Origin of the sequence: Mediterraneibacter catenae (genome assembly GCF_008691045.1) — a bacterium.
Lineage (GTDB): Bacteria > Bacillota > Clostridia > Lachnospirales > Lachnospiraceae > Mediterraneibacter > Mediterraneibacter ornithocaccae.
Genome location: NZ_VMSO01000012.1, coordinates 42,021 through 66,095 on the forward strand (window position 1 = coordinate 42,021; position 24,075 = coordinate 66,095).

General features: G+C 49.1%; 21 protein-coding genes. 16 read left to right on the forward strand and 5 right to left on the reverse strand.

Going from position 1 to position 24,075, the window contains the following annotated elements; genetic code table 11:
- Nucleotide 1 precedes the first annotated feature (1 nt).
- The 12 genes from FNY66_RS10090 to dnaB all read left to right on the forward strand — a co-directional run bounded on the left by FNY66_RS10090 (nucleotide 2) and on the right by dnaB (nucleotide 12,205).
- On the forward strand, nucleotides 2-994 hold the full coding sequence (locus tag FNY66_RS10090; protein ID WP_229409494.1) for an ABC transporter permease: 993 nt from the start codon (nucleotides 2-4) through the stop codon (nucleotides 992-994).
- A complete protein-coding gene (locus FNY66_RS10095; RefSeq protein ID WP_150311067.1) occupies nucleotides 991-1,881 on the forward strand; it encodes an ABC transporter permease in 891 nt (296 codons plus the stop codon). Before FNY66_RS10090 ends, FNY66_RS10095 begins: the two co-directional genes overlap by 4 nt.
- A gap of 8 nt (nucleotides 1,882-1,889) precedes the next feature.
- On the forward strand, nucleotides 1,890-2,846 hold the full coding sequence (locus FNY66_RS10100) for an ABC transporter ATP-binding protein (RefSeq protein WP_150311068.1): 957 nt from the start codon (nucleotides 1,890-1,892) through the stop codon (nucleotides 2,844-2,846).
- Nucleotides 2,827-3,435, forward strand: coding sequence for an ABC transporter ATP-binding protein (locus FNY66_RS10105; RefSeq protein ID WP_150311069.1), 609 nt, complete (start codon nucleotides 2,827-2,829; stop codon nucleotides 3,433-3,435). The genes FNY66_RS10100 and FNY66_RS10105 overlap by 20 nt, the downstream gene beginning before the upstream one ends.
- Before the next feature lie 205 nt (nucleotides 3,436-3,640).
- Nucleotides 3,641-3,928 carry a 30S ribosomal protein S6 gene (rpsF, locus tag FNY66_RS10110; RefSeq protein ID WP_087150571.1) on the forward strand — a complete coding sequence of 96 codons (288 nt, stop codon included), beginning with the start codon at nucleotides 3,641-3,643 and terminating at the stop codon, nucleotides 3,926-3,928.
- A gap of 16 nt (nucleotides 3,929-3,944) precedes the next feature.
- A complete protein-coding gene (locus tag FNY66_RS10115; RefSeq protein ID WP_087150570.1) occupies nucleotides 3,945-4,388 on the forward strand; it encodes a single-stranded DNA-binding protein in 444 nt (147 codons plus the stop codon).
- Nucleotides 4,389-4,406: 18 nt separating this feature from the next.
- Nucleotides 4,407-4,673, forward strand: coding sequence for a 30S ribosomal protein S18 (gene rpsR, locus FNY66_RS10120; protein ID WP_087150569.1), 267 nt, complete (start codon nucleotides 4,407-4,409; stop codon nucleotides 4,671-4,673).
- 316 nt (nucleotides 4,674-4,989) lie between these two features.
- Complete coding sequence (locus FNY66_RS10125) at nucleotides 4,990-5,379, forward strand: DUF134 domain-containing protein (protein ID WP_150311070.1); 390 nt, start codon at nucleotides 4,990-4,992, stop codon at nucleotides 5,377-5,379.
- Between the two features lie 55 nt (nucleotides 5,380-5,434).
- Nucleotides 5,435-8,017, forward strand: a complete 2,583-nt coding sequence (locus FNY66_RS10130) for an FAD-dependent oxidoreductase (protein WP_150311090.1) — start codon at nucleotides 5,435-5,437, stop codon at nucleotides 8,015-8,017.
- A 328-nt stretch (nucleotides 8,018-8,345) separates the two neighbouring features.
- A complete protein-coding gene (locus tag FNY66_RS10135; RefSeq protein WP_087150566.1) occupies nucleotides 8,346-10,394 on the forward strand; it encodes a DHH family phosphoesterase in 2,049 nt (682 codons plus the stop codon).
- Between the two features lie 2 nt (nucleotides 10,395-10,396).
- Entirely contained in the window at nucleotides 10,397-10,846 is a 450-nt protein-coding gene (rplI, locus tag FNY66_RS10140) for a 50S ribosomal protein L9 (RefSeq protein WP_150311071.1), read from the forward strand.
- Between the two features lie 12 nt (nucleotides 10,847-10,858).
- Nucleotides 10,859-12,205, forward strand: a complete 1,347-nt coding sequence (gene dnaB / locus FNY66_RS10145) for a replicative DNA helicase (protein WP_087150564.1) — start codon at nucleotides 10,859-10,861, stop codon at nucleotides 12,203-12,205.
- Nucleotides 12,206-12,252: 47 nt separating this feature from the next.
- On the opposite strand, the gene FNY66_RS10150 is transcribed toward dnaB, so the two are convergent.
- A complete protein-coding gene (locus tag FNY66_RS10150; RefSeq protein ID WP_150311072.1) occupies nucleotides 12,253-12,936 on the reverse strand; it encodes a helix-turn-helix domain-containing protein in 684 nt (227 codons plus the stop codon).
- Nucleotides 12,937-13,766: 830 nt separating this feature from the next.
- On the reverse strand, nucleotides 13,767-13,937 hold the full coding sequence (locus tag FNY66_RS10155) for a DUF362 domain-containing protein (RefSeq protein ID WP_087150561.1): 171 nt from the start codon (nucleotides 13,935-13,937) through the stop codon (nucleotides 13,767-13,769).
- 188 nt (nucleotides 13,938-14,125) lie between these two features.
- On the opposite strand from FNY66_RS10155, the gene FNY66_RS10160 reads away from it, so the two are divergent.
- Complete coding sequence (locus FNY66_RS10160; RefSeq protein WP_150311073.1) at nucleotides 14,126-15,421, forward strand: substrate-binding domain-containing protein; 1,296 nt, start codon at nucleotides 14,126-14,128, stop codon at nucleotides 15,419-15,421.
- A gap of 75 nt (nucleotides 15,422-15,496) precedes the next feature.
- Here FNY66_RS10160 and FNY66_RS10165 read toward each other — a convergent pair whose 3' ends face one another.
- Genes FNY66_RS10165 through FNY66_RS10175 form a run of 3 tightly spaced genes read right to left on the reverse strand, consistent with a single transcriptional unit; the run spans nucleotide 15,497 to nucleotide 20,026 of the window.
- Nucleotides 15,497-16,906 (reverse strand): HAMP domain-containing sensor histidine kinase, encoded by a 1,410-nt coding sequence (locus tag FNY66_RS10165; protein ID WP_087150559.1) that lies wholly within the window; start codon nucleotides 16,904-16,906, stop codon nucleotides 15,497-15,499.
- A 15-nt stretch (nucleotides 16,907-16,921) separates the two neighbouring features.
- Nucleotides 16,922-17,623: a response regulator transcription factor gene (locus tag FNY66_RS10170; RefSeq protein ID WP_150311074.1), complete on the reverse strand. Its 702-nt coding sequence runs from the start codon at nucleotides 17,621-17,623 to the stop codon at nucleotides 16,922-16,924.
- Between the two features lie 30 nt (nucleotides 17,624-17,653).
- Entirely contained in the window at nucleotides 17,654-20,026 is a 2,373-nt protein-coding gene (locus FNY66_RS10175; RefSeq protein WP_150311075.1) for an endonuclease MutS2, read from the reverse strand.
- Between the two features lie 127 nt (nucleotides 20,027-20,153).
- Between FNY66_RS10175 and FNY66_RS10180 the strand changes: the two genes are divergently transcribed.
- The 3 genes from FNY66_RS10180 to rlmD all read left to right on the forward strand — a co-directional run bounded on the left by FNY66_RS10180 (nucleotide 20,154) and on the right by rlmD (nucleotide 24,034).
- A complete protein-coding gene (locus tag FNY66_RS10180; RefSeq protein ID WP_087150556.1) occupies nucleotides 20,154-21,452 on the forward strand; it encodes a S1C family serine protease in 1,299 nt (432 codons plus the stop codon).
- A 118-nt stretch (nucleotides 21,453-21,570) separates the two neighbouring features.
- Nucleotides 21,571-22,515 (forward strand): 3'-5' exoribonuclease YhaM family protein, encoded by a 945-nt coding sequence (locus tag FNY66_RS10185; RefSeq protein ID WP_087150555.1) that lies wholly within the window; start codon nucleotides 21,571-21,573, stop codon nucleotides 22,513-22,515.
- Between the two features lie 76 nt (nucleotides 22,516-22,591).
- Nucleotides 22,592-24,034 (forward strand): 23S rRNA (uracil(1939)-C(5))-methyltransferase RlmD, encoded by a 1,443-nt coding sequence (gene rlmD, locus FNY66_RS10190; protein WP_087150554.1) that lies wholly within the window; start codon nucleotides 22,592-22,594, stop codon nucleotides 24,032-24,034.
- The last annotated feature ends 41 nt before the right edge of the window (nucleotides 24,035-24,075 follow it).

The window sequence follows — 24,075 nt, forward strand, 5'->3', positions numbered from 1 at the left end:
CTTGAAGCATCGTCTTCAGTTTACAGGAAAAAAATTAATTCGCATGATACTGCTCCTGCTCGGAGTAAGTATCGTTACGTTTCTTCTGATGTGCGCGTCGCCTCTTGATCCGCTGCAGACGAATGTGGGACAGGCGGCGCTCGGCACTATGAGTCAGGAACAGATCGCGAAACTGGAAGCATACTGGGGAACAGACACCCCGCCGCTGGAGAGGTACATAGGCTGGCTGGGGGATGTACTGCACGGTGACTTTGGAACTTCTCTGCTTTACCGGCAGCCGGTGCTCACAGTCATCGGACAGCGTCTTGCCGGTTCTTTCTGGCTGCTCTTATCTGCCTGGGTGATCTCGGGAGTGCTTGGCCTGACTATGGGAGTGATCGCCGGAGCCTGCCGTGGGAGATGGCCGGACAAACTGATAAAGGGATACTGTCTTCTGATCTCCAGCACGCCGGCTTTCTGGCTGGCAATCCTGCTGCTCCTTGTTTTCGCCGTATGGCTTGGCTGGTTTCCCATCGGGCTTTCAGTGCCTGTGGGGATGGACGCTGCTGCGGTTACTGCTGCTGACCGGCTGCGCCATGCCGTTCTTCCTGCTCTGACACTGAGTATTACCGGTGTGGCGAATATCGCTCTCCACACCAGGGAGAAGATGATCGATGTGCTGGAGTCAGATTATGTTCTCTTTGCACGTGCCCGAGGGGAATCAGAGGCTTCTATTGTCCTTCGCCATGGACTGCGGAATGTGGCACTTCCCGCGATCACGCTGCAGTTTGCCTCTGTCAGTGAGATCATCGGAGGATCGGTGCTGGTAGAGCAGGTGTTTTCCTATCCGGGACTCGGACAGGCTGCAGTCACGGCAGGGCTCGGCAGCGACCTTCCGCTTCTGCTTGGGATTACGGTAGTTACGGCAGCTATCGTCTTTGCCGGAAATCTGATCGCGGATCTTCTCTACGGTGTGGTAGATCCGAAGATCCGGAAAGGGGCGGCGAGAGGATGAGATCTGCGAGAATTTTAGACAAGGGGATAAAGAGCAGAACTATAAGGAAAAGAAGGCGGGAAGAGAAGGATACAAATCGGCGTCTGCAGACGATCCTATTTCTCGTTGCCGCGATAGTGATACTCACCGCAGTGACCGTCGCGGGTGTTATGACAGAAGGGTATGCAGCGGAGACGGATTTTTCAAGAAGAAATCTTGCTCCGGATTTGCAGCATCCTTTCGGGACGGACTGGATGGGGCGGGACATGCTTGCCCGTACTCTGGCGGGACTGTCCCTGAGTATACGGATCGGTGTGCTGACCGCAGCCGTCAGCGCCGCAGTGGCGCTGCTTCTGGGAACAGCATCTGTCGTATTCGGAAGGAAGGCGGACGCAGTCATATCCTGGTGCATTGATCTGGTCATGGGCATTCCCCATATCTTGCTCGTTATGCTGATCTCTCTGGCATGTGGGCGAGGATTTGCCGGAGTGGTGGCAGGAGTTTCGTTAAGCCACTGGCCATCTCTGGCAAGAGTGATCCGGGGAGAACTCATACAGCTTCGGCAGGCGCCGTACATACTGGCGGCGGAGAAGATGGGAGTGTCAAAACTGCAGAATATCAGGCGGCATATGCTGCCTCATCTGCTACCGCAGTTCCTTACAGGACTGATCCTGCTGTTCCCGCATGCGATCCTGCATGAATCAAGCGTGACATTCCTGGGATTCGGGCTGTCATCGGAACAGCCCGCCATCGGAGTGATCCTTTCAGAGAGCATGCAGTATCTGACGACCGGAAAGTGGTGGCTGGCTCTCTTCCCCGGAGCAGCGCTTGTTATAGTAGTCATATTATTTGCAATGCTGGGAGAAAGAGTGCGCCGCCTGCTCGATCCGTCAAGCGTGCATGAATAAGGAGTAAAATGGAACCTATATTACAGATAGAACATCTATCAGTTTATTTCACACAATATGAACGCGGTTTTCGAAAAAAACAGCTTGCCACGGTAAAGGATCTTTCTCTGGAGATAGCGCCGGGGCAGATTGTTGCTGTAGTCGGGGCAAGCGGTTCGGGAAAAAGCCTGCTGGCCCACAGTATTCTTGGAATTCTCCCTTATAATAGCCATGTGGAGGGAACGATACGCTACGCCGGACAGATGTTGACGGCAGAGCGTGCAAAGGAACTGCGGGGCAGAGAAATATTTCTGATTCCCCAGGGAGTCACATATCTGGACCCTCTCATGAAAGTAGGAGCGCAGATCCGGAAAGGCAGGAAGGATCAGGAAATAAGACGCCGCAGCCGGGCGGCTCTTGAGCGGTATGGACTCGGAGCAGATACAGAAGAGCTATATCCTTTCGAATTATCGGGCGGAATGGCGCGCCGTGTATTGATTGCTTCAGCCGTTACAGAGAAGCCGAGACTTATTATCGCGGATGAACCGACACCGGGGCTGGATGCACGGGCTGCAAAGAGGATATTAAGTCATTTTCGGGAACTGGCGGATGATGGCGCGGGGGTGCTGTTCATCACCCACGATCTGGAACTGGCCCTCTCTGTTGCGGACGTAGTGACAGTCTTTTATGCGGGTGAGACGATAGAACAGGCGGGGACGGAAGATTTTGCCTGTGTGGAAAATCTCCGGCATCCCTATACCCGTGCTTTGTGGCATGCCATGCCTGAACATGGATTCAAAGCTGTCGAGGGAACCCAGCCATATGCGGGAACAGTACAAACGGGATGCCCTTACGCCGCACAGTGCCCGATATGTGAAGATGACTGCCGTGCAGAGGGACAGATCCCTCTGACAGCGTACAAAGGCGGGACGGTACGGTGTCTGCATCCGGAGAAAGGGGAGAAATATGATGCTGGAAGGACATGATCTTACGTTCTTTTATCGCGGCCGTAAGAAAACCCCGGTCATAGATGGATTGGATCTGACTATATCTCCCGGGGAACGCGTAGGCCTCAGAGGCCCCAGCGGACGGGGAAAGACAACACTCTGCAAACTGCTGGCAGGATATGAGCGCCCGGTGCGCGGGAAAGTCCTCCTGGACGGCAGACCGGTCCGTGAATACCGCGGTTTCTGCCCGGTGCAGATGATATGGCAGCATCCTGAGACGGTAGTCGATCCACTGCTGCGGATGAAGCAGACAATGGAAGAAGCGGGAGATATAGAAGAGCGGCTTTTGGAGAAGCTTCATATTAATAAAGAATGGATGGACCGCTATCCGTCTGAACTCTCCGGAGGTGAACTGCAGCGGTTCTGCCTTGCCAGAGCACTAAGAGCCGAGACGAAATATCTGCTGTGCGATGAGATCACTGCCATGTTGGATCTGGTGACACAGGCGCAGATATGGGAATTCATACTGGAAGAGGCAGAACGGCGTGAAATCGGGATGCTCATTGTAAGTCATAGTGAAGCTCTGCTGAAAAAAGTATGTACCAGGATCATTACTCTCATCGAGTAACAGTTCAGCCATCAGGGATGGCGCGGGTTGAACTGTTACCTGTTACCTCATTGACGATAAACTGTAAAAAAAGTACTTGAAAATCAGAACTCCCTGTGTTATTATAAATAACCGTGACATACTGTCGGATTTTATCTGAACAGTTTCATAATTCCTTGCTCCCGCGCAGGGACGGGGGCCAGAGACCATAAGGAGGTGCAGGACCATGAATAAGTATGAATTAGCTGTTGTTGTGAGCGCAAAACTCGAAGACGAAGCAAGAGCAGACGTAATCGAGAAAGTTAAAGCTCTTATCACACGTTTCGGCGGTAACGTGACAGACGTGGATGAGTGGGGCAAGAGAAGATTCGCTTACGAGATCCAGAAGATGACAGAAGGATATTACTACTTCGTACACTTCGAGGCTGAAGCTACGGTTCCAGGCGAAGTGGAAAAGCGTATCCGCATTATGGACAACGTGCTCAGATATTTATGCGTGAAACAGGAAGCATAAGCGGAAAGAGGTATATATGAATAAAGCAGTTTTAGTAGGACGGTTGACAAGAGATCCTGAAGTCAGATATTCGCAGGGAGAAAATGCAACGGCAGTTGCAAGATATACAGTTGCCGTTGACCGCAGATTCAAGAGAGACGGGGAGCCGACAGCAGATTTCATTCCGTGTGTCGTGTTCGGACGTTCCGCAGAGTTTGCAGAGAAATATTTCCGTCAGGGAATGCGCGTTTCCATTTCCGGCCGTATCCAGACCGGAAGCTACACGAACAAAGACGGTGTGAAAGTATACACAACGGAAGTGATCGTGGAGGAACAGGAATTCGCAGAGAGCAGAGCTGAGAGCGAGGCTAACAGAGCATCCTTCCAGCAGTCTGCGCCGGCACCGGCGCCGAGCGCACCGGCAGGAGACGGATTTATGAATATCCCGGATGGCATTGATGAGGAGTTACCGTTCAATTAAGGAAAGGAGATAACCATCATGGCTTACGAAAAGGGAAGCAGACCAGAGGGCGGTTACAAGAGAAGAGGACCGGCCCGCAGAAGAAAAAAAGTCTGCGTATTCTGTGGCAAAGAGAATAACGAGATCGATTACAAGGACGTAGCAAAGTTAAAGAAATATGTTTCTGAGAGAGGTAAGATCCTCCCGAGAAGAATCACAGGAAACTGTGCAAAACATCAGAGAGCTCTTACAGTAGCAATCAAGAGAGCTAGACATATTTCCCTGATGCCGTACGTTCAGGACTAATTGAGAGGTAAAGGCTGATTTCAAGGAGTGATCCGAGAGGTCAGCCTTTTTTATTGGTAACAGGTCAGCCATCAGGGATGGGGGGATTGATTTATGCTTGCATAAGGATCATCCCGCCTCATTCCTGATGTGCTGAGCGCCAGTCAATGAGCAAAGAAGCGGCGCAGCCGCAATTAGCACGTCAGTGCGGCTTTGCGAATGGCGCGGGCTGAACTGTTGCTTTTGTTATCAGAATGTAACAGTAAGTTATTGACATATGTTCATAATCGAGTATACTTATAGTCAGAACTACATTAACGGAAGGGAGGAGAAGATCATGGCAAGACCGCAGAAAAGGCGCTGTATCTGTTCGGTGCCCCGGGTGACAGGATTTGCCCCGCAGGGCTGCGATGCGTCCGGTAGCATCAACCTTACTTATGACGAGTACGAAGTGATCCGTCTGTTGGACTACATGCAGATGACACAGGAGGAATGTGCGGAGAGAATGCAGATCTCCCGCCCGACTGTGACGCGGATCTACGATGAGGCACGCAGGAAGATCGCAGACATGCTTGCTAACGGCAGAGCCCTTACGATTGCCGGCGGCGATGTCTTTGTCTGTCCGGCAATGCGGCCGGAGTGTGCAGGAGAGGAACACTGCTGCCACAAGAATAAAGAGCTGTCGAGAGGTGTCAGGGCAGTCGGGGACGAGCTGCCGGATGAATAAAAGAGACAGAGATCCCGGCATCAGAGAAGTGAAAAAAAGAAGAGAGGTAGAGAAGATGAAGGTACTCATCATCGGCGGAGTCGCTGCCGGAACAAAAACTGCGGCCAAGTTGAAACGAGAAGACAGAAGTATCAAAGTAACCGTTATTACAAAAGATCAGGATATTTCCTACGCGGGCTGCGGACTGCCGTATTATGTGGGCGGATTTATCGAGGGCAGGGACGAACTGATCGTGAACACGCCTCAGAAATACTCAGGACTTACAGGTGTTGAGGTGCGTACGGGAAAAGAGGCGGTTGCGCTCGATGCGGCGAAGAAAGAAGTTACAGTGAAAGACGTACAGACCGGAAACACAGAAGTCTGTCCTTATGACAAGCTGGTGATCGCGGTCGGTGCATCCGCGGCAGAGCTCCCGATCGATGGAAAAGATCTTCCGGGCGTATTTAAGATGAGGACACCGGATGATGCAGATGGGATTCGTACATATGCAGAGGCAAACAATGTGAAAAAAGCAGTCGTGATCGGCGCGGGATTCATCGGTCTTGAGGCGGCGGAAAATCTGCATGCAAGAGGGATCAATGTAACAGTTATTGATTTCGCCTCCCAGATTCTTCCGAATATCCTGGATCCGGAGATGGCAGCTTATGCAAAGAAACATCTTCTGAACAGCGGGATCCGTGTGATCACAGGGACAAGTGCGGAGAAAGTGCTCGGTTCTGACAAGGTAACGGGAGTTAAGACTTCGGCGGGAACACTTCCCTGTGAGATGCTGATCATGGCGGCGGGGATTCGCCCGAATACAGGTTTCCTGGCAGATACGGGTATTGAGATGTTCAAGGGGACGATCCTCGTGGACAGCCAGATGAAAACGAGCCTTGATGACGTCTACGCAGCCGGAGACTGCGTGATGGTGACGAACCGGATCACGGGCAAAAGGCAGTGGTCGCCTATGGGATCCTCCGCAAATTTGGAAGGACGCACACTTGCGCAGGTGCTCGCAGGTACGCAGAAGACATATCCGGGCGTGCTGGGAACCGGTGTGGTGAAGCTCCCGGGATTAAATGTGGGACGCACCGGTCTTACCGAGGCGCAGGCAAAAGAAGCGGGATATGATGTTGTTACGGCTCTCGTGCCTACAGATGACAAAGCACATTATTATCCGGACGCCTCATTCTTTATCACAAAGTTGATCGCCGATAGGACAACGAGGAAACTGCTCGGTGTCCAGGTGTTTGGACCGGGCGAGGTGGACAAGATGGTTGACATCGCGGTCATGGGCATCAACATGGGAGCAAAGCTCGATGATTTTGAAAATGCAGATTTCGCTTATGCACCACCGTTTTCCACGGCTATCCATCCGTTTGTACAGGCGGTCTATGTGCTGATGAACAAGATCGACGGAACTATCGTCAGCATGACTCCGGCAGAATATGCGGCAGGAGCGGCGAAAGGATACCGTGTAGTGGACGTACAGCCGGAGCCGGCGATCCGCGGAGCGTTCTATGTAAATCTGGGTCAGGTCAACGGTGAGATCGAAGGCCTCGGCAAAGATGAGAAACTCCTGCTTGTATGCGCCAAGGGGAAGAGAGCGTACTTCCTGCAGAACAGGATGCGTTATTACGGATATAAAAATACAGTCGTACTCGAGGGCGCGACATTCTTTAATGATGTGAAAGTGGAGAATGCAGAAGGCGCAGTTTCAAAAGAAGAGGAGACAAGAGTCAAGGCGCTCGGCTTTCTGAAAGACAAGAGAACACCGGATAAGTTCAACGGCCGTGTCATCACAAGAAACGGAAAGATCACCGCAGATGAGGCAAGGACGATTGCTGAGGCGGCGGAGCTCTATGGCAGCGGTGAGGTGACGATGACTTCCCGTCTGACGATGGAGATCCAGGGCGTGCCGTTTGACAATATCGAGCCTCTGAGAGAATATCTGATGCAGGCAGGACTTGAGACAGGCGGTACGGGATCAAAAGTCCGCCCGGTCGTATCCTGCAAGGGTACTACATGCCAGTACGGATTGATCGACACATTTGCCCTGTCAGAGGAGATACACGAGAGATTCTATCACGGATACCGTGAAGTGAAACTGCCGCACAAGTTCAAGATTGCTGTCGGCGGATGCCCGAACAACTGTGTGAAACCGGATCTGAATGACCTGGGTATCATCGGTCAGAGAGTGCCTCAGATCGATCTGGAGAAATGCCGGGGATGCAAAGTATGCCAGATAGAGAATAACTGTCCGATCGGTGTGGCTAAGATGTCGGACGGAAAGATCACCATAGATGAGGCAGCATGCAATCACTGCGGCCGCTGCGTAGGAAAATGTCCGTTCCACGCGGTTGAAGATTACACGAACGGCTATCGCATCTATATTGGCGGACGCTGGGGCAAGAAAGTGGCTCAGGGAAGATATCTGGACAAAGTGTTTACAGATAAAGACGAAGTCCTTGCTATTGTAGAAAAAGCGATCCTTCTGTTCCGTGAGCAGGGAATCACAGGAGAGAGATTTGCCGACACTGTGGCAAGGATCGGATTTGAGAATGTACAGGAGCAGCTGCTCTCGGATGATCTTCTTGCGAGAAAAGAAGAGAATATAAAGGCTCAGAAGCACTTAAAAGGCGGGGCAACCTGCTGATACCTGTATCTGCAGATACAGACAGGGGCGTTTTTTCTCAGGGAATATACAAAGCAATTCATAAAATAGAGATATCAGTCTGCCGGACCGGGATGCTTTCAGAAGTGTTCCGGTCCTATGTGCGATACGCCCGGAGGGCGACCGCCGTGCTTGCACGAGCGGGCATCCGACGGGTAACGGACATCGAGCGGTAACGTCTGAAATTCTACAGTGGCATAATTTCTGAAAAAATGGTATAATAAATCGTTAGTATCAAGAGGAGAGCTGCAACTCTCTTAATTTAAGCGTTGTGCGTACCTGAAGACGGGTGCGGATGAGGTGAGAAAATATGAAGAAAAAGAACAGAATGCGTTTGAAAGGACAGCTCAGGATGTATATGAGCTGGCCGCTGATCATGACAATTCTGCTGGCAGCGGTGGATATATGGGTCTATGTGATCGATAAAAAAGCCGGTTTTATCATGACGGTATTTATCCTGATCTATCTGGGAATCGCGGGAGGATTATACTTTTACAATCGTTCTCTGATCCTTGCAGACCTGATCCAGTTTTCGGCGCAGTATAAGGGGATTGAGCATACCCTTCTCAAGGAACTTGCAGTCCCTTATGCCATTGCTCTTGAAGATGGGCGCATCCTGTGGAAAAACGATGCGTTTGCCGAGCTGATGGATAATCCCAGGAAGGAAAAGTCTCTTCACAGGATGATCCCGGAACTGCATCCGGGCGTGTTCCCGAAGGAAGATATGGAGCATGTGGAACTGGAAGTGAATTACCACGACAGAGACTATCAGGTAGAACTGCGTCGTGTGTCGCTCCAGGGATTCAGCCAGAAGGAAGAATTGCTGCAGATCCCGGAGGAAGAAGAATTTTTTGTATCGGTGTCCATGCAGGATGTGACAGAGCTGAACGCATATATCCGGGAAAATGAAGATCAGAGAATGATCGCGGGCCTAATCTATATCGACAATTATGACGAAGTGATGGAAAGTGTCGAGGAGGTGCGTCAGTCACTGCTCGTGGCTCTGATCGACAGGAAGATCAATAAGTATATCGGCGATGTAGACGGCATCGTCAAGAAGATGGAAAAGGATAAATATTTCGTCGTTATCCGCAAATCCAGTTACCGGAAGATCGCAGAGGACAAATTCTCCATTCTGGAAGAGGTAAAGCAGGTCAATATCGGAAATGCCCGTTCTGCTACGCTTAGTATCGGCTTGGGACTTAACACCGCCACATATGCGCTCAGTTACCAGTTTGCCCGTGTCGCGATCGATCTTGCCCTCGCCAGAGGCGGTGATCAGGCTGTCATAAAAGACTGCAATGGAATCACGTATTTTGGCGGAAAGAAAGAGCAGACAGCGAAGAATACCCGTGTGAAGGCCCGCGTAAAGGCGGAGGCATTAAGAGAGTTTATTGTAACTAAGGACCAGGTTATCGTTATGGGACATAAGATTGCCGATCCGGACTCCTTCGGTGCATGTATGGGTATCTACAGGGCGGTAGTCAGCCTCGAAAAGAAGGCTCATATTGTGATCAATACAGTGACAGAATCTGTCCGGCCGCTGTATGATGAGATTGCAGAGAGCCCGGCATATGAAGACGATATTTTCCTGACATCCGATCAGGCGCTGGATTATGTCACGGACAGTACTATGGTGATCGTGGTCGACACAAATAAACCGCAGATGACAGAGTGCCCGGAACTGTTGAGACGTTCCCGTATGATCGCAGTACTTGATCATCACCGTCAGAGCAGCAATGTTATCGAAAATGCGGTATTGTCCTATGTGGAACCGTATTCATCCTCATCCTGCGAGATGGTTGCGGAAGTCCTCCAGTATATCGCAGATGATATCAAGATCCCGTCAGTAGAAGCCGAATGTCTGTATGCGGGTATCATGATCGATACGAGGAACTTTATGAACAGGACAGGTGTGCGTACCTTTGAGGCGGCTGCATTCTTAAGACGGTGCGGCGCAGACATTACCCGTGTGCGCAAGATGTTCCGTGATGACATGGCATCGTACAGGGCGAAAGCGGAGGCGGTCCGCATGGCGGAAGTATATCGGAAAGAGTTCGCCATAGCGCAGTGCCCGAGCGATATTGACAGCCCTACAGTACTGGCGGCGCAGGCGGCCAATGAGCTGCTTGATATCAGCGGCATCAAGGCATCATTTGTCCTGACGATATACGACGGTAAAATATATTTAAGTGCACGTTCCATCGATGAGGTAAATGTGCAGATCATAGCAGAAAAGCTGGGCGGAGGCGGTCATATCAATTCCGCGGGAGCACAGTTTGACCATACAAATATGGAAGAAGCGATCAAGGCGCTGAAAGCGACTATTGATCAGATGATAGAGGAAGGAGATATTTAAAAATGAAAGTAATATTATTACAGGATGTTAAATCTCTCGGGAAAAAGGGAGAGATCGTAAATGTAAATGACGGATATGCAAGAAACTTTATACTGCCCAAAAAGCTCGGGGCGGAAGCTACAGCAAAGAATCTTAATGATCTGAAACTTCAGAAAAACAACGAGAAAAAAGTGGCTCAGGAAAATCTCGACGCGGCGAAGGAACTTGCAGCAGAGCTTGCAGCCGGTAAGGTAGAGCTTGCGATCAAAGTGGGAGAGGGCGGAAGAACGTTCGGTTCTGTATCCAGTAAGGAAATTGCAGCAGCGGTGAAAGACCAGATGAAGCTTGATGTCGATAAGAAGAAGATCGTACTCAAAGAGAATATAAAAACACTTGGCACACATATCGTAAATGTAAAACTCCATCCGGAGGTTACGGCGGAGCTCAAAGTCGTTGTGAAAGAAGAGGCATAAGGGGGCTTCTTTATGGAAAATATAGAAGCGGCAATGAAGCGGATACCTCCGCATAGTATAGAGGCTGAGCAGGCAGTGCTCGGGGCGATGCTGATGAATAAAGATGCCGTTATGGTTGCTTCTGAGATTATTACAGGAGAGGATTTCTACCAGACAGCTTACGGGATCATATTTGACAGTGTCGTAGATCTTTTTAAAGCGGGAAAACCGGTTGACCTGATAACTTTGCAGGAGAAGCTGAAAGAGAAGAATGTTCCGCCGGAGATCAGCAGTATGGAATTCGTGAAAGATCTCCTCGAAGGGACACAGACATCTGCAAATGTAAAATATTACGCAGAGATCGTGCGGGACAAATCTATCCTGCGCAGGCTGATCAGGATTAATGAGGATATTGCCAATACATGTTATCTGGAAAATCAGCCCCTCGAAGAAATACTGGAAAAAACACAAAAACAGGTATTTGAGCTGGTGGAGCACGGCAACTCTGAAGAGTATGTACCGATCCGGCAGGTCGTCCTGAATGCGCTGGACGTGATCGAGAAGGCATCGAAGACAAAAGGAAATGTAACGGGAATCCCGACAGGATTTATCGATCTCGACTATAAATTGTCCGGTCTGCAGAGGTCGGACCTTGTACTGATCGCGGCCAGACCTTCCATGGGAAAGACCGCGTTTGTGCTGAATATCGCACAGCATGTGGCGTTCCGCCAGAATCTCGCAGTGGCGATCTTCAGTCTTGAGATGTCCAAGGAGCAGCTGGTGAACCGTTTGTTTTCTCTGGAGTCTCATGTGGATGCACAGATCCTGAGAACAGGTAATCTTTCAGATACAGACTGGGAGAAACTGATCGAGGGAGCGGGAACAATTGGAAATTCGAGAATGATCATAGATGATACATCCGGTATATCGATATCGGAAATGCGTTCAAAATGCAGAAAATATAAGCTTGAGATCGGACTTGATCTCATCATCATCGACTACCTGCAGCTCATGAGCGGAAGCGGCGGACGTAAGAACGAGAGCCGTCAGCAGGAGATTTCGGAGATATCCCGATCACTCAAAGGACTTGCGCGTGAGCTGAATGTGCCGGTGATCGCGCTGTCGCAGTTGAGCCGTGCGGTGGAGCAGCGTACTGATAAGCGCCCTATGCTTTCGGACCTTCGTGAGTCCGGAGCCATCGAGCAGGACGCCGATGTATGCATGTTCATCTACAGGGATGATTATTATAATCCGGATACAGAAGATAAAAACATTGCGGAGATCATTATTGCGAAGCAGAGGAACGGCCCGATCGGAACCGTCCGGCTTGCATGGATGCCGCAGTACACACGTTTCGGAAATGAACTGCGGCAGCAGTAAGCTCTTTATGGGAAAACTGCGAATGCAGTACCGGAAAAAACGATTTATTATGTAAAAATTTTTCGGAGCTTCATGATAGGATTCGTTTTGGCGGACTCTTTACGGTTTGCCTGCTGCTGGCGGATCAGAGTGTCCAGCTTGCGGAAGTGCTCCTCCTGCCGGCGGTCCTTAGCTTGCAGAAGATAATCCATTTCATGCATGACATCAGTAGTCACTGTACTGCTGATGTCTTTTTTTAATACGTCATTATTTTCGCTCAGGATTTCACGAAATACATCCCCGAACAGAGCGCGTATCTGATCAATCTTTTCAAGAGGGATCACAACTTCCGCCGCTTCAGCATCGGCTTCGGGCTGTGCGGATACGACAGCGGGGATGGAAGCAGATGGTACGGATGCCGCTGTGCCGGTCCGCGTTGCCGGTTCCTGTGCTCCGGCTCCGGTATCAGCAACAGCGTTTTTAGATGCGTCTGTTCCGTCGGAAGCCTTCAGCTTAAGACGCGTCGCTTTCAGCTCAGGTATAAGAGGTTTCAGGTCTCTGAGAAGCATCCCTTCATCTTTCAGTTTCTTGATACAGCGAAAGAGCTGAATGTCATCATTCGTATAATATCGATGGCCCATTTCTGTTCTGCCTATCGTAAGATTGAGTTCTTCTTCCCAGTATCTTAATACGTGGGATTCCACATCAACCTGTTTCGCGGCTTCAGAAATCATGAATCTGACTTCACCCATTAATATTTATACCTCCTTGTATCAGCCTCACATGCTGAAAACGCATGAAAAGCGCCCTCAACTTTAATGGTATTATAGCACAGGGAGAGGGCAAAGCTTCAAACAATCGTTCGTCAAATTGCTACTTTCTTTCCCATCCCGAAAATCGAATTTCAGACGGAAGGAACAAAGCCGGATTTTTCTCGACTACGATTCCTTTTCTACCGATTTTATAGCTTTCGATTTATTGTACAGGCTCATAATTGAAAAACAGCACAAAACAGATGAATATTAATCATGCGGACCAGAAATCAAAGCGGCTCGAATTCGCTCCCGCAGATTAACTAATACTATATCAGCCAGAATTCATGAAATCTTAGTTAAGAAACTTACGCTTTCATCCTGTTTCTATGAGGATTTTTGGTAGCGGTTGGTTAGTCGGTAAAACGTCAAAATGGACGATTACGGCCGTTCGGATGCACCTTACGCAGAGGGAGAAAAAGATTGAGAACGGCGACTTTGGAAGGAAATTAGGAAAAGTTAAAAGCAGGGAAATGGTGTTAAGTGAAAAAATGAGGGTGTTTGAGCTTGCGAGTTCGTCATTTTTTCACTTGTCTTTAACAATTTTCCTGCTTTGTTACTTTGAGTTATTTCCTGTAACCGGAGCCGGGATCAATCTTTTTCTCCTCCTGCGTATACGTGAGTCAGGTCGCTGTATATTGCTGTATTTCGAACGTCTTTCGTACTATCAGCCAGTACGAGAAATTCGAATTAAAAAAGAGACACTGTAGTGGGGGACTCCCCGGATACAGTGTCTCTTCTGCTTGTGATCACTTTGCGATTTTCTATTATTACTCTGCTGAGATAGCACCTGTAGGACATGCAGCTTCGCATGCTCCGCAGTCTACACAAGCTTCAGCATCGATCTCATATTTGCCATCGCCTTCGGAGATAGCGCCTACTGGACATTCGCCTTCGCAAGAACCACAGCTTACGCATTCATCACTAATTACGTGTGCCATAGTATGTACCCTCCTTTTCTGATTTCCGAAAAAGGCTTGTCCCTTTTCGCTACTCTCATTTTAATACAATGAAGGTGAATATACAAGAGATTTAGATGTTCTAAATTTAGTACTTCTTTGAAAATTTAGAAAAAAATCACTTTTTTTTTCAGTATTTTGGTGTATGATAAAGAACGTGGAGGTATGATATGAAAAGGAGATCATTAACGGCAGTTCTGCTTGCAGCATGTATGGCAGTGGGAGCCTGCGGCTGCAGTTCGGCAGATGACGAAGAAGTTTTTACAGGAGATATTCCGGAAGTTCCTGAGTGGCAGGCCAGTCTTGACGCGATTTCACCGGCAGTATACGCGGAGGTTGACGATCTTGATCTGGAGCCGGGAACTTATATTTCTGTAATCGGAAAAACGGAGAATACTTCTTACTGGAAACAGGCAGCGGCCGGCGTACAGCAGGCGGCTGATGATATCAATGAAAAACTCGGATACAGTGGCAGTGATGTAGTCAGAGTGGTGTTTAATGCACCTGCGGACGGTGAGGATATCGACGAGCAGGTTAACATCCTTGATGAGGAGCTGGCGAGATATCCTGATGTCATAGCTATTGCAAGTATTGACGAAAATGCGTCGGAGGTGCAGTTTGATCTTGCTATATCAAACGGTATTCCGATCGTGGCATTTGATTCGGGCAACAGTTATCAGGGGATACAGTGTACCTGTATGACGGATAATGCCGGAGCAGCCGCCACAGGAGCACAGAAGCTGTGTGAGGCGATAGGTGGCAGCGGTGAGGTGGCGTTGATAGTACCCGATTCTGTGTCCGGCAATGCGAAAGACCGCGTGGCTGCTTTTCAGCAGGAAATTTCGGAAAACTATCCCGAAGTATCGATCGTTGAGACGATTTATATGGATCAGATCGATCAGCTCAAACGTGAGGCTGCTGCAGAGGAACTGGGAGTGACGGCGGAGGAGCTGGAGACGTGGACCGCAGAGGCGGCAGGCGAGAAAGATGCGATAGAGGAGGCAGAAGCTTCGGAAAGCGGAAATACACCTGCTGAAGATGCATCCGAGAATATATCGGAGGAGGCACGGACCCGCCTTGAAGATATTGATTCTATTGCGAACAGTATGAGCGATGAAGATGCGATCGTGTATTATCTCGAAAAACATCCGAATCTGAAAGGCTGTTTCGGCACAAATGATGAAACGGTGCTGTTAGGAGCTAAAGCGCTTGAGAGTATGGAAAAGACGGAAGACATCGTTATGATGGGATTTGATGCGGGCAGGGAGCAGCTTGATGCTCTGGAAAGCGGCAGTATCGACGGACTTGTAGTGCAGAATCCTTTTGGGATGGGGTATGCGGCAGTTATTGCTGCGGCAAGAACTGTCCTCGAGATTGGAAATGAAGCTCAGGTAGATACCGGATTTATATGGGTAGACGCTGAAAATATGGAAGATGAGAGCGTGCAGGCGATGCTTTACGAATAAGTATGTTGAAAGTATATCAGGATGATTTAAGGCTGTGGCAGGGAAAGATAATCTTTTCCTGCCACAGCCTTTTAACTACTGCAAAACCCTGCTGAGTGAGAAGATAAATTCAGTTCCCACGCCTTCGGTGCTGATCACATTTACATGTTCATCGTGAGCCTGTATGATCTCTTTTACGATAGACAGACCCAGTCCGGTACCTTTCTTGTCCTTGCCCCGTGAGAGATCGGACTTGTAGAAACGCTCCCAGATCTTGTTCACTTCCCCGCGGGGGATACCCATGCCGTGGTCTTTTACAGAGACAAATGTCTTCTCGTTTTTCACGCTTACTTCGATTGTAATAGAAGACTCATTTTCACTGAATTTGATTGCATTGTCTATCAGGTTGTAAAGTACCTGCTGGATCTTACGCTTATCGGCATAGACGATCACAGAGCCGGGCATGAGGAGCAGTTCAATGGAAATATGTTTCGGTGTGCATACGGCTTCAAATGACGCGGCGGTACCTTTGATAACTTCCTGAATATCAAATTCTGTTTTGTCGAGCATCAGTTCCTTTGTGTCGAATTCGTTTAATGTCAGCAGATCGCCGGTCAGATCTGTAAGGCGCTCTGTCTCAAACAGGATTATATTCAGATATTTGCTGTACAGTTCCGGCGGGATTGTCCCGTCAGCCATGGCCTCTACATATCCCTTTATGGATGTAAGAGGAGAGCGGAAGTCATGGGATACATTTGCCACAATCTTTTTCTGGTAGTCATCCATGTCTTTAAGCTGGGCGGCCATGTAGTTGAGGGAGGCAGACAGATACCCCATTTCATCATGAGTATAAACGGGAATTTCGTAGTTCAGATTCCCCATTGCATACTGCTGCGCTGCTTCGGAGATCTTCCTTAAGGGGCGGTAGACAAAAAACTGAAATCCCAGAAGAAAGATAAAAGAGAGCAGAAATACAACTCCCAGTGAGATATAAATCGTCAGCATGATCGGGCGGCAGCGCTCTTCAATGCCGGACACCGGACTGTGGATCAGAAGATATCCTTTTGTGGTGAAACCTTCAGTAACAGGCGCCATTACAGTTATGACTTCCTCGTCAAAGTAGCCGTGATAAGTACCGGAGATGTACTGGTTTCCGCCAATCTCGGCCGGATCAAAGTCTTCAATCACATCCGGAGATGAAGTGTTCTCCATGTTGGAGGAGGTGATCATTGTGCCGGATGCATCTACAAACCACAGAGAGGATTCCAGATACAGCCGCATAGCTGCAAGCTGTGACTGCACTGCGTACAGTGAGGAGTCATCTGAAAAGTATGACGGAAGGTAATCGCCGGCGATCAACGTCGCTTCTTTATAAAGCGTCCGGGATGAATCCTCCATAAGCCGGTTTGTCACAAGCTGTGTGGTGAGTGTTGCGGTTGTAAAAATGCAGAGGAATCCAAATATAATGTAAAGGGCAATAAATTTCAGATGTAGTATACTTTTCATTTTAAATCAGATCCGTTATTTCGTTTCAAATTTGTAGCCGATTCCCCAGACCGTGCTCAGGCTCCAGTGAGGATGATCCTTGATCTTTTCCCGGAGCCGCTTGATATGTACATCGACGGTTCGTGTATCACCTACATATTCATATCCCCAGATCCGGTCGAGAAGCTGCTCTCTTGTAAAGACCTGGTTCGGCGAAGAGGCGAGACAGTAGAGGAGCTCCAGTTCTTTGGGAGGCATCTCAACAGGTTTTCCGTCACAGACGACAGAATAGTTTGTCAGATTGATGACAAGACCGTCGTACTCTACGCATTTTGTTTTCTCTCTGGCGCTGCTGTCTGATTTGGACGGCTGATAGCGTCGGAGTACTGCGCGGACCCGGGCGACCATTTCTTTGGAGTCAAAGGGCTTCATGATATAATCGTCTGCCCCCAGTTCAAGACCGAGCACCTTGTCGAATACTTCGCCTTTGGCGGAGAGCATGATGATCGGAGTGGCAGAACGGGCACGGATCTCACGGCATACCTGATAACCGTCGATTCCCGGCAGCATCAGATCAAGAAGAATGAGATTCGGCTGGTATGTGTCAAAAGCTGTCAGCGCATCTTCCCCGTTATATACGATCTTCGTGTCAAAACACTCTTTGGTAAGATAGAGTGAAATGAGTTCGGCGATATTTTCATCGTCATCGACGATCAGTATTTTTTGTTTTCCTATCATATTGCGACCTCCTTGCTGTTGTCAGAATTATTATTTCAGTTCCACGATCGTTACGCCCGCATCTCCCTCGCCGAACTCGGCAAGATGATAGGACTTCACATGTTTTTGACGGCGGAGATATTCATGAATTCCCTTTCTCAGAGCTCCGGTGCCTTTGCCATGAACGACTCTCACAGTGTTCAGATGAGAAAGGAGAGCATCGTCGAGATATTTGTCGAGTTCTGCCACTGCTTCGTCAACTGTCCTTCCAAGAAGATTGATTTCCGGGCTGACGGAGAGAGATTTGCTCATTCCGATCCGCCCCTTCGATGTGCGGGTTAATTTTTTCGGTGCATAAGCCGAGGGCTCCTCGACAATTTCGAGATCAGAGATATTGACCTGTGATCTGAGGATTCCCATCTGTACGGTTACATTGCCGCGTGAATCGGGGAGAGACTGAACAGTTCCCGTCAGGTTCATGCTCAGTACCTTTACAGTTTCCCCGAGTTTGAATTCTTCTGGTTTATGTGCTTTCTTTGCCTTACGGGCGGCTGATGCCGCCGGAGCAGTATCCTTTATTTTTTTTCTCAGCCGTTCACGTTCTTTTTCCATCTCTGCAGCAGAGATGTTCTCTTTGCCGAATTTATGGAAATTGCGGATCGTCTCGTCAGCAACTTCTTTTGCTTCCCGCAGGATTGCATTCGCTTTCTCATTTGCCTCGCGCAGGATGCGGTCTCTCTGTTCGTCCAGCTTCTCCTGCCGTTTCTCGGCCTCTTTTTTCAGGGCTTCAGTCTCGCGGCGGTATGCGGCAATCTCTTCGCGTTCTTTTTCAATAGTCCGGCGGCTTGTCTCCAGATCGGTGAGCAGATCTTCGAAGGAAAGATCCTGTTCGCTGAGACGTTGTCTGGCGTCATCAATAATGAAATCAGGAAGTCCCAGCTTGCTGGAGATGGCAAAGGCATTGCTCTTTCCCGGTATACCGATCAGCAGACGGTAGGTGGGACGGAGACTCTCCACGTCAAATTCACAGCAGGCATTTTCCACGCCCGGAGTAGAGAGTGCATAGACTTTCAGTTCACTGTAGTGAGTCGTAGCCATTGTACGTATATTTCTCTTGTGCAGATACGATAGGATGGACGTGGCAAGCGCAGCCCCTTCGGTCGGGTCTGTGCCGGCACCCAGCTCGTCGAAAAGGACCAGTGAATGTTCATCTACTTTTTTCAGGAAAGAGACAATATTCGTCATATGCGACGAGAAAGTACTCAGGCTCTGCTCGATGCTCTGTTCGTCTCCTATGTCAGCATATACCTGGTGAAATACAGCGAGCTCTGAACGGTCTCCGGCGGGAATGTGCAGGCCGGCCTGTCCCATCAGTGTGAAAAGTCCCACTGTCTTCAGGGAGACAGTTTTTCCGCCTGTGTTCGGGCCTGTGATGATGAGCAGTGTGAAGTCTTCACCGAGAGAAACCGTGATAGGAACAACAGTCTTCTCATCAAGCAGCGGATGGCGTCCTTCTCTTATCCGGATACGGCCTTCCGTGTTCAATACAGGACGGCTTCCTTTCATGGACAGTGCCAGTGCACCGCGCGCGAATATAAAGTCCAGATCTGTCATTGCCCGGTAATCCGCACGGATTTCTTCGATATATTGTGCCGTTTCTTCGCTCAGACGTGCGAGGATCACCTGGATTTCTTCCTGCTCCTTAGCATAGAGTTCTTTCAGATCGTTGTTGAGCTTTACGACTGCCATCGGCTCGATAAAGAGAGTGGATCCGGTGGATGACTGATCGTGGATCAGTCCCTGCACCTGCGAGCGGTATTCGGCTTTTACCGGAATACAGTACCGGTCGCCCCGCATGGTGATGATCGGGTCCTGCAGATAAGTCCGCAGGGAACCGTTTACAAGACCGTTCAGTGTAGTGTGGATCCGGTCATTGATACTGCCCATGCTCCGCCGGATATGTTTCAGCGTGCTGCTGGCATCGTCGCTGATCTCATCTTCTGATATGATACATCTCTCAATTTCATTTGAGAGAGAGGTGAGCGGCTCGAGCTGGTCAAAGTAAGCATCCAGACAGTCTGATGAATCTTCCTGCGTGTCGTGCCGCCCATAGGATTTGACGCGGGAAGTATTGGCGAGGAGCCGGCAGATGCGCAGCAGTTCCGATATGCTCAAGGCTCCGCCGATCTCCAGCCGCTTCATGGATTCTTCTACGGGAGCAGCATCAGAAAAGGAGATCCGGCCTTTCCTTACGATGCGGGTATACGCCGCAGCAGTCTGCTCCTGAAATGTATTAATCTTCTCAAGATCGGTCATGGGTTTCAGCCGCCGGCATAACTGACGCCCGCGGAATGATCCGGCTTCTTCTTCCAGCCGGGAGATGATCTTGTCAAATTCAAGTTTTGTGAGTGTTTTCTGATTCATATATACCCCTTACAGATAAATTGCTTTCATAATATTCTACCCCATTCTCGGAATAAAGAAAAGTCTTTTCCAAATGATTGAACTATCCATCTGAATCGGTTATACTAGAATCTGGAGGAAACGATCCATGGCAGACAATAAAGATCAGATTCCAGGACCGGACAGAGAGCCGGAAGAAAAGAAATATTCTTTCTTACAAGAGACGATCAAACCGAAACCAATCAGCAGGCAGCAGCTCGTGCGACAGCTTGTGAGGATCGCTATATACGGCGTGATCCTGGGAGTTTTTGCCTGCCTTGGTTTTTTTGCGCTTAAACCGTGGGTACAGGATAAATTTCGCGGGGATCTTGAAACAGTTACTATTCCTGAGGATGAAGATTCCGACGAGGCGGAAGAGAGAGACGGAACAGAAGAGGACGGAGCAGAAGAACAGACGGATACAGAACAGCCTCTGACTGCGGAAAGCTATGAGCAGATCATGGCATCGATGAATGAAAGAGCAGCAGAAGCGAAGAAAGGCATCGTGTCGGTGGAAGCAGTATCAGAACAGACAGACTGGGATGCCGAGATGACCGGAATAAAAAGAAGTGCAACGGGAGTGATCACGGCGGATAACGGTCAGGAACTCCTGATTATGGCAGATAATTCGATATGTGCTGATGCATCAAAATGGACGGTTACGTTTGACGACGGGAAAACCTATGACGCCGCATTGAAACGGCAGGATCGAAATACCGGACTCGCTATGTTCTGTGTCGCCAGAGGAAATATCGAGGATACTACATGGGATGCAGTCAAAGTATCTGTATTGGGAAATTCGAATCTGGTAAAGCAGGGCGATGTGGTAATGGCGCTCGGCAATATGTTCGGATATCCGGAAGGAATGAGTTACGGTGTCGTCAGTTCTACTGAATATAAGGCGGCGTTTTATGACGGAGAATGCGATGTGCTGGCCACAGATATTGCAACAGAGGTCGAAGGTACCGGTGTATTGTTTAACCTGACCGGGGAAGTTATAGGTCTTATCTCGCCGTCTGTATGGAAAGACAACGAAAACAATGTTGTGAATGCGTATGCCATTTCCGATCTGAAATCAGTCATAGAGATCATGGCAAATGGCGAGAGTGTACCATATATCGGCATTTACGGTACAACGGTCACGTCGGAACTCAAAGAAAAACAGGGAATGCCCGCGGGAATCTATGTGGTTGACGTGGATCCCGATTCTCCGGCTATGGAAGCGGGAATCCAGAGCGGAGATATTATCTGCCAGGTCGGTGATGAAAGCGTGTCCAGTATTGTTACATATCAGAGCGCAGTTCTTGCGACAAAGTCAGGCCGTCAGGTTGTGGTCAAAGGCATGCGTCTCGGAGCAGACGGGTATGTGGATGTAAAGTTTACCGTGACAGTTGGCAGTAAAGAATAGAATGATGCCAGGGGCAAAAGGTCTAAACCCACATGAGCTTGCTCATAAGTGGGTGAAAGACCTTGGGGCGTTTGCCCCAACATTATAACATTAAAATTATATTGGAAAGAGGATTAACATGAGATATATCAATGGATTACATGAAGGCGAGACAATAAGGAATGTTTATCTCTGCAAGGGAAAACGTTCCGCGGAGACGAGGAACGGAAAGCCCTATGATAATCTGATCCTGCAGGATAAGACGGGAACCCTGGACGGGAAGGTCTGGGATCCTAATTCACAGGGGATCGCGGATTATGATGAGAAGGACTTTATCGAAGTATATGGCGATGTGATCAGTTATAACGGCAACCTTCAGATCAATATCAAACAGATCAGGAGAGCAGAAGAGGGCGAATACGTTCCCGCGGATTATATGCCGACCACGGACAAAAATGTGGACAAAATGTATGCCGGACTGACAGGATACATCAGTAAGATTTCCAGCCCGTGGCTGCGTCAGATCCTTGAGTTTTATTTTGTGAAAGACGAAGAATTTATAAGAAAATTCAAAGGTCATTCTGCTGCAAAGACAGTACATCACGGATTCTCCGGCGGCCTGCTTGAGCATACGCTGAGTGTCGTGCATATGTGCGATTATTTTGCAGGGGCATATCCGATCCTCAACAGAGACCTCCTTATTACCGCCGCGATCTGTCACGATATCGGAAAGACAAAGGAGCTGTCATCTTTTCCGGATAATGATTATACAGATGAGGGGCAGCTCATCGGACATATCGTCATAGGGGTAGAGATGATAGACGAGGCAATCCGTTCTATACCGGATTTCCCGGAGCGCCTGGCAAATGAACTGAAGCACTGTATTATCGCTCATCACGGAGAACTGGAATACGGATCTCCGAAGAAACCTGCACTGGCGGAGGCGCTGGCGCTCAATCTCGCAGATAATGCAGACGCCAAGATGCAGACGCTGACGGAGATATTCAAAGGAAAGACAGGAACAGAATGGCTGGGATACAACAGGCTGTTTGAGTCGAATTTAAGGAGAACATCGGGAGCGTAAAGCTTCTGTGCAGATAAAAAAGCGGGAGGACTTCCCGCTTTTTGCACGATAAACAGATGCAGAACAGGAGAAAAAGATGCAGAAAAACGATATGGCGGTTATTGAAATTACGGATATAGGTGTAGGCGGAGAGGGAATCGGAAAGATCGACGGCTATACACTCTTTGTGAAGGATGCCGTTATCGGTGACAGGGCAGAAGTAAAAGTGATAAAAGCGAAGAAGAATTACGGATACGCAAGACTCATGAAAGTGATCGAGCCGTCACCGTACCGTGTGGAACCGAGGTGCAGATTTGCGCGTCAGTGCGGAGGCTGTCAGATCCAGGCGATGTCCTATGACAGACAGCTTGTATTCAAAGAGCAGAAAGTCCGGGGGGATCTGGAACGTATCGGCGGCTTCGCACCGGAGCTTATTGACCGGGTCATGGAACCGATCGTCGGAATGGAAGATCCGTTCGGCTACCGGAATAAAGCACAGTTCCCGTTTGGGACAGATAAAGAAGGAAATCCGGTCACGGGATTTTATGCAGGGAGGACGCATGACATTATCGCGAATACAGACTGTGCATTAGGCGCCCCGGTAAATCAGGATATCCTTGAGACTATTCTTGCATTTATGAGAAAATATAATATTCCTGCCTATGATGAAAAGACTGGAAAAGGCCTGATCCGTCATGTCCTGATCCGCTATGGATTTACAACGAATGAAATCATGGTCTGTCTTGTAGTAAATGGAAATACAATTCCCCATGTGAGGGAACTGACGGATGATCTTGTCCGTATTCCCGGGATGACAAGTATTACAATGAGCGTGAATACAAAGCGTACAAACGTGATCATGGGAGATATGTATGAAGTGCTCTGGGGACAGGGATATATTACAGATTATATCGGGGAGATCCGGTATCAGATATCTCCGCTTTCTTTTTATCAGGTCAATCCGGCGCAGACAGAGAAACTCTATTCCCTTGCGCTGGAATACGCGGATTTAAAAGGCGGCGAGACTGTATGGGACCTCTATTGCGGAATCGGTACGATCTCATTGTTTCTTGCGCAGAAAGCCGGACAAGTCTATGGCGTGGAGATCGTGCCGCAGGCTATTGACGACGCGCGAAAGAATGCACGGATAAACGGAATTGAAAACGCAGAATTCTTTGTCGGCAAGGCAGAAGAAGTGCTCCCGGAATACTATGAGCGCCGACAGATGGACGGGGCGGACCGGAACGAACAGAAACAGATGGACGTCGAGCCGGACCGGCTGAAGCGGACGGCTCATGCAGACGTGATCGTGGTCGATCCTCCGCGCAAAGGCTGTGATGCGGCGCTGCTGGAGACGATCGTAAAGATGGCGCCGGAAAAAGTTGTGTATGTGAGCTGTGACCCGGCGACACTGGCGAGAGATCTGAAAATACTGTGCGAGAACGGGTATGAGCTGAAGAGAGTGAGGGCGGTGGATCAATTCCCGATGACGGTTCATGTGGAGACAATTTGTAAACTCACACGGAATTTCACACTTTAATGTATTGAAGCAAAACCTTCTTTATGCTATACTATACCTGT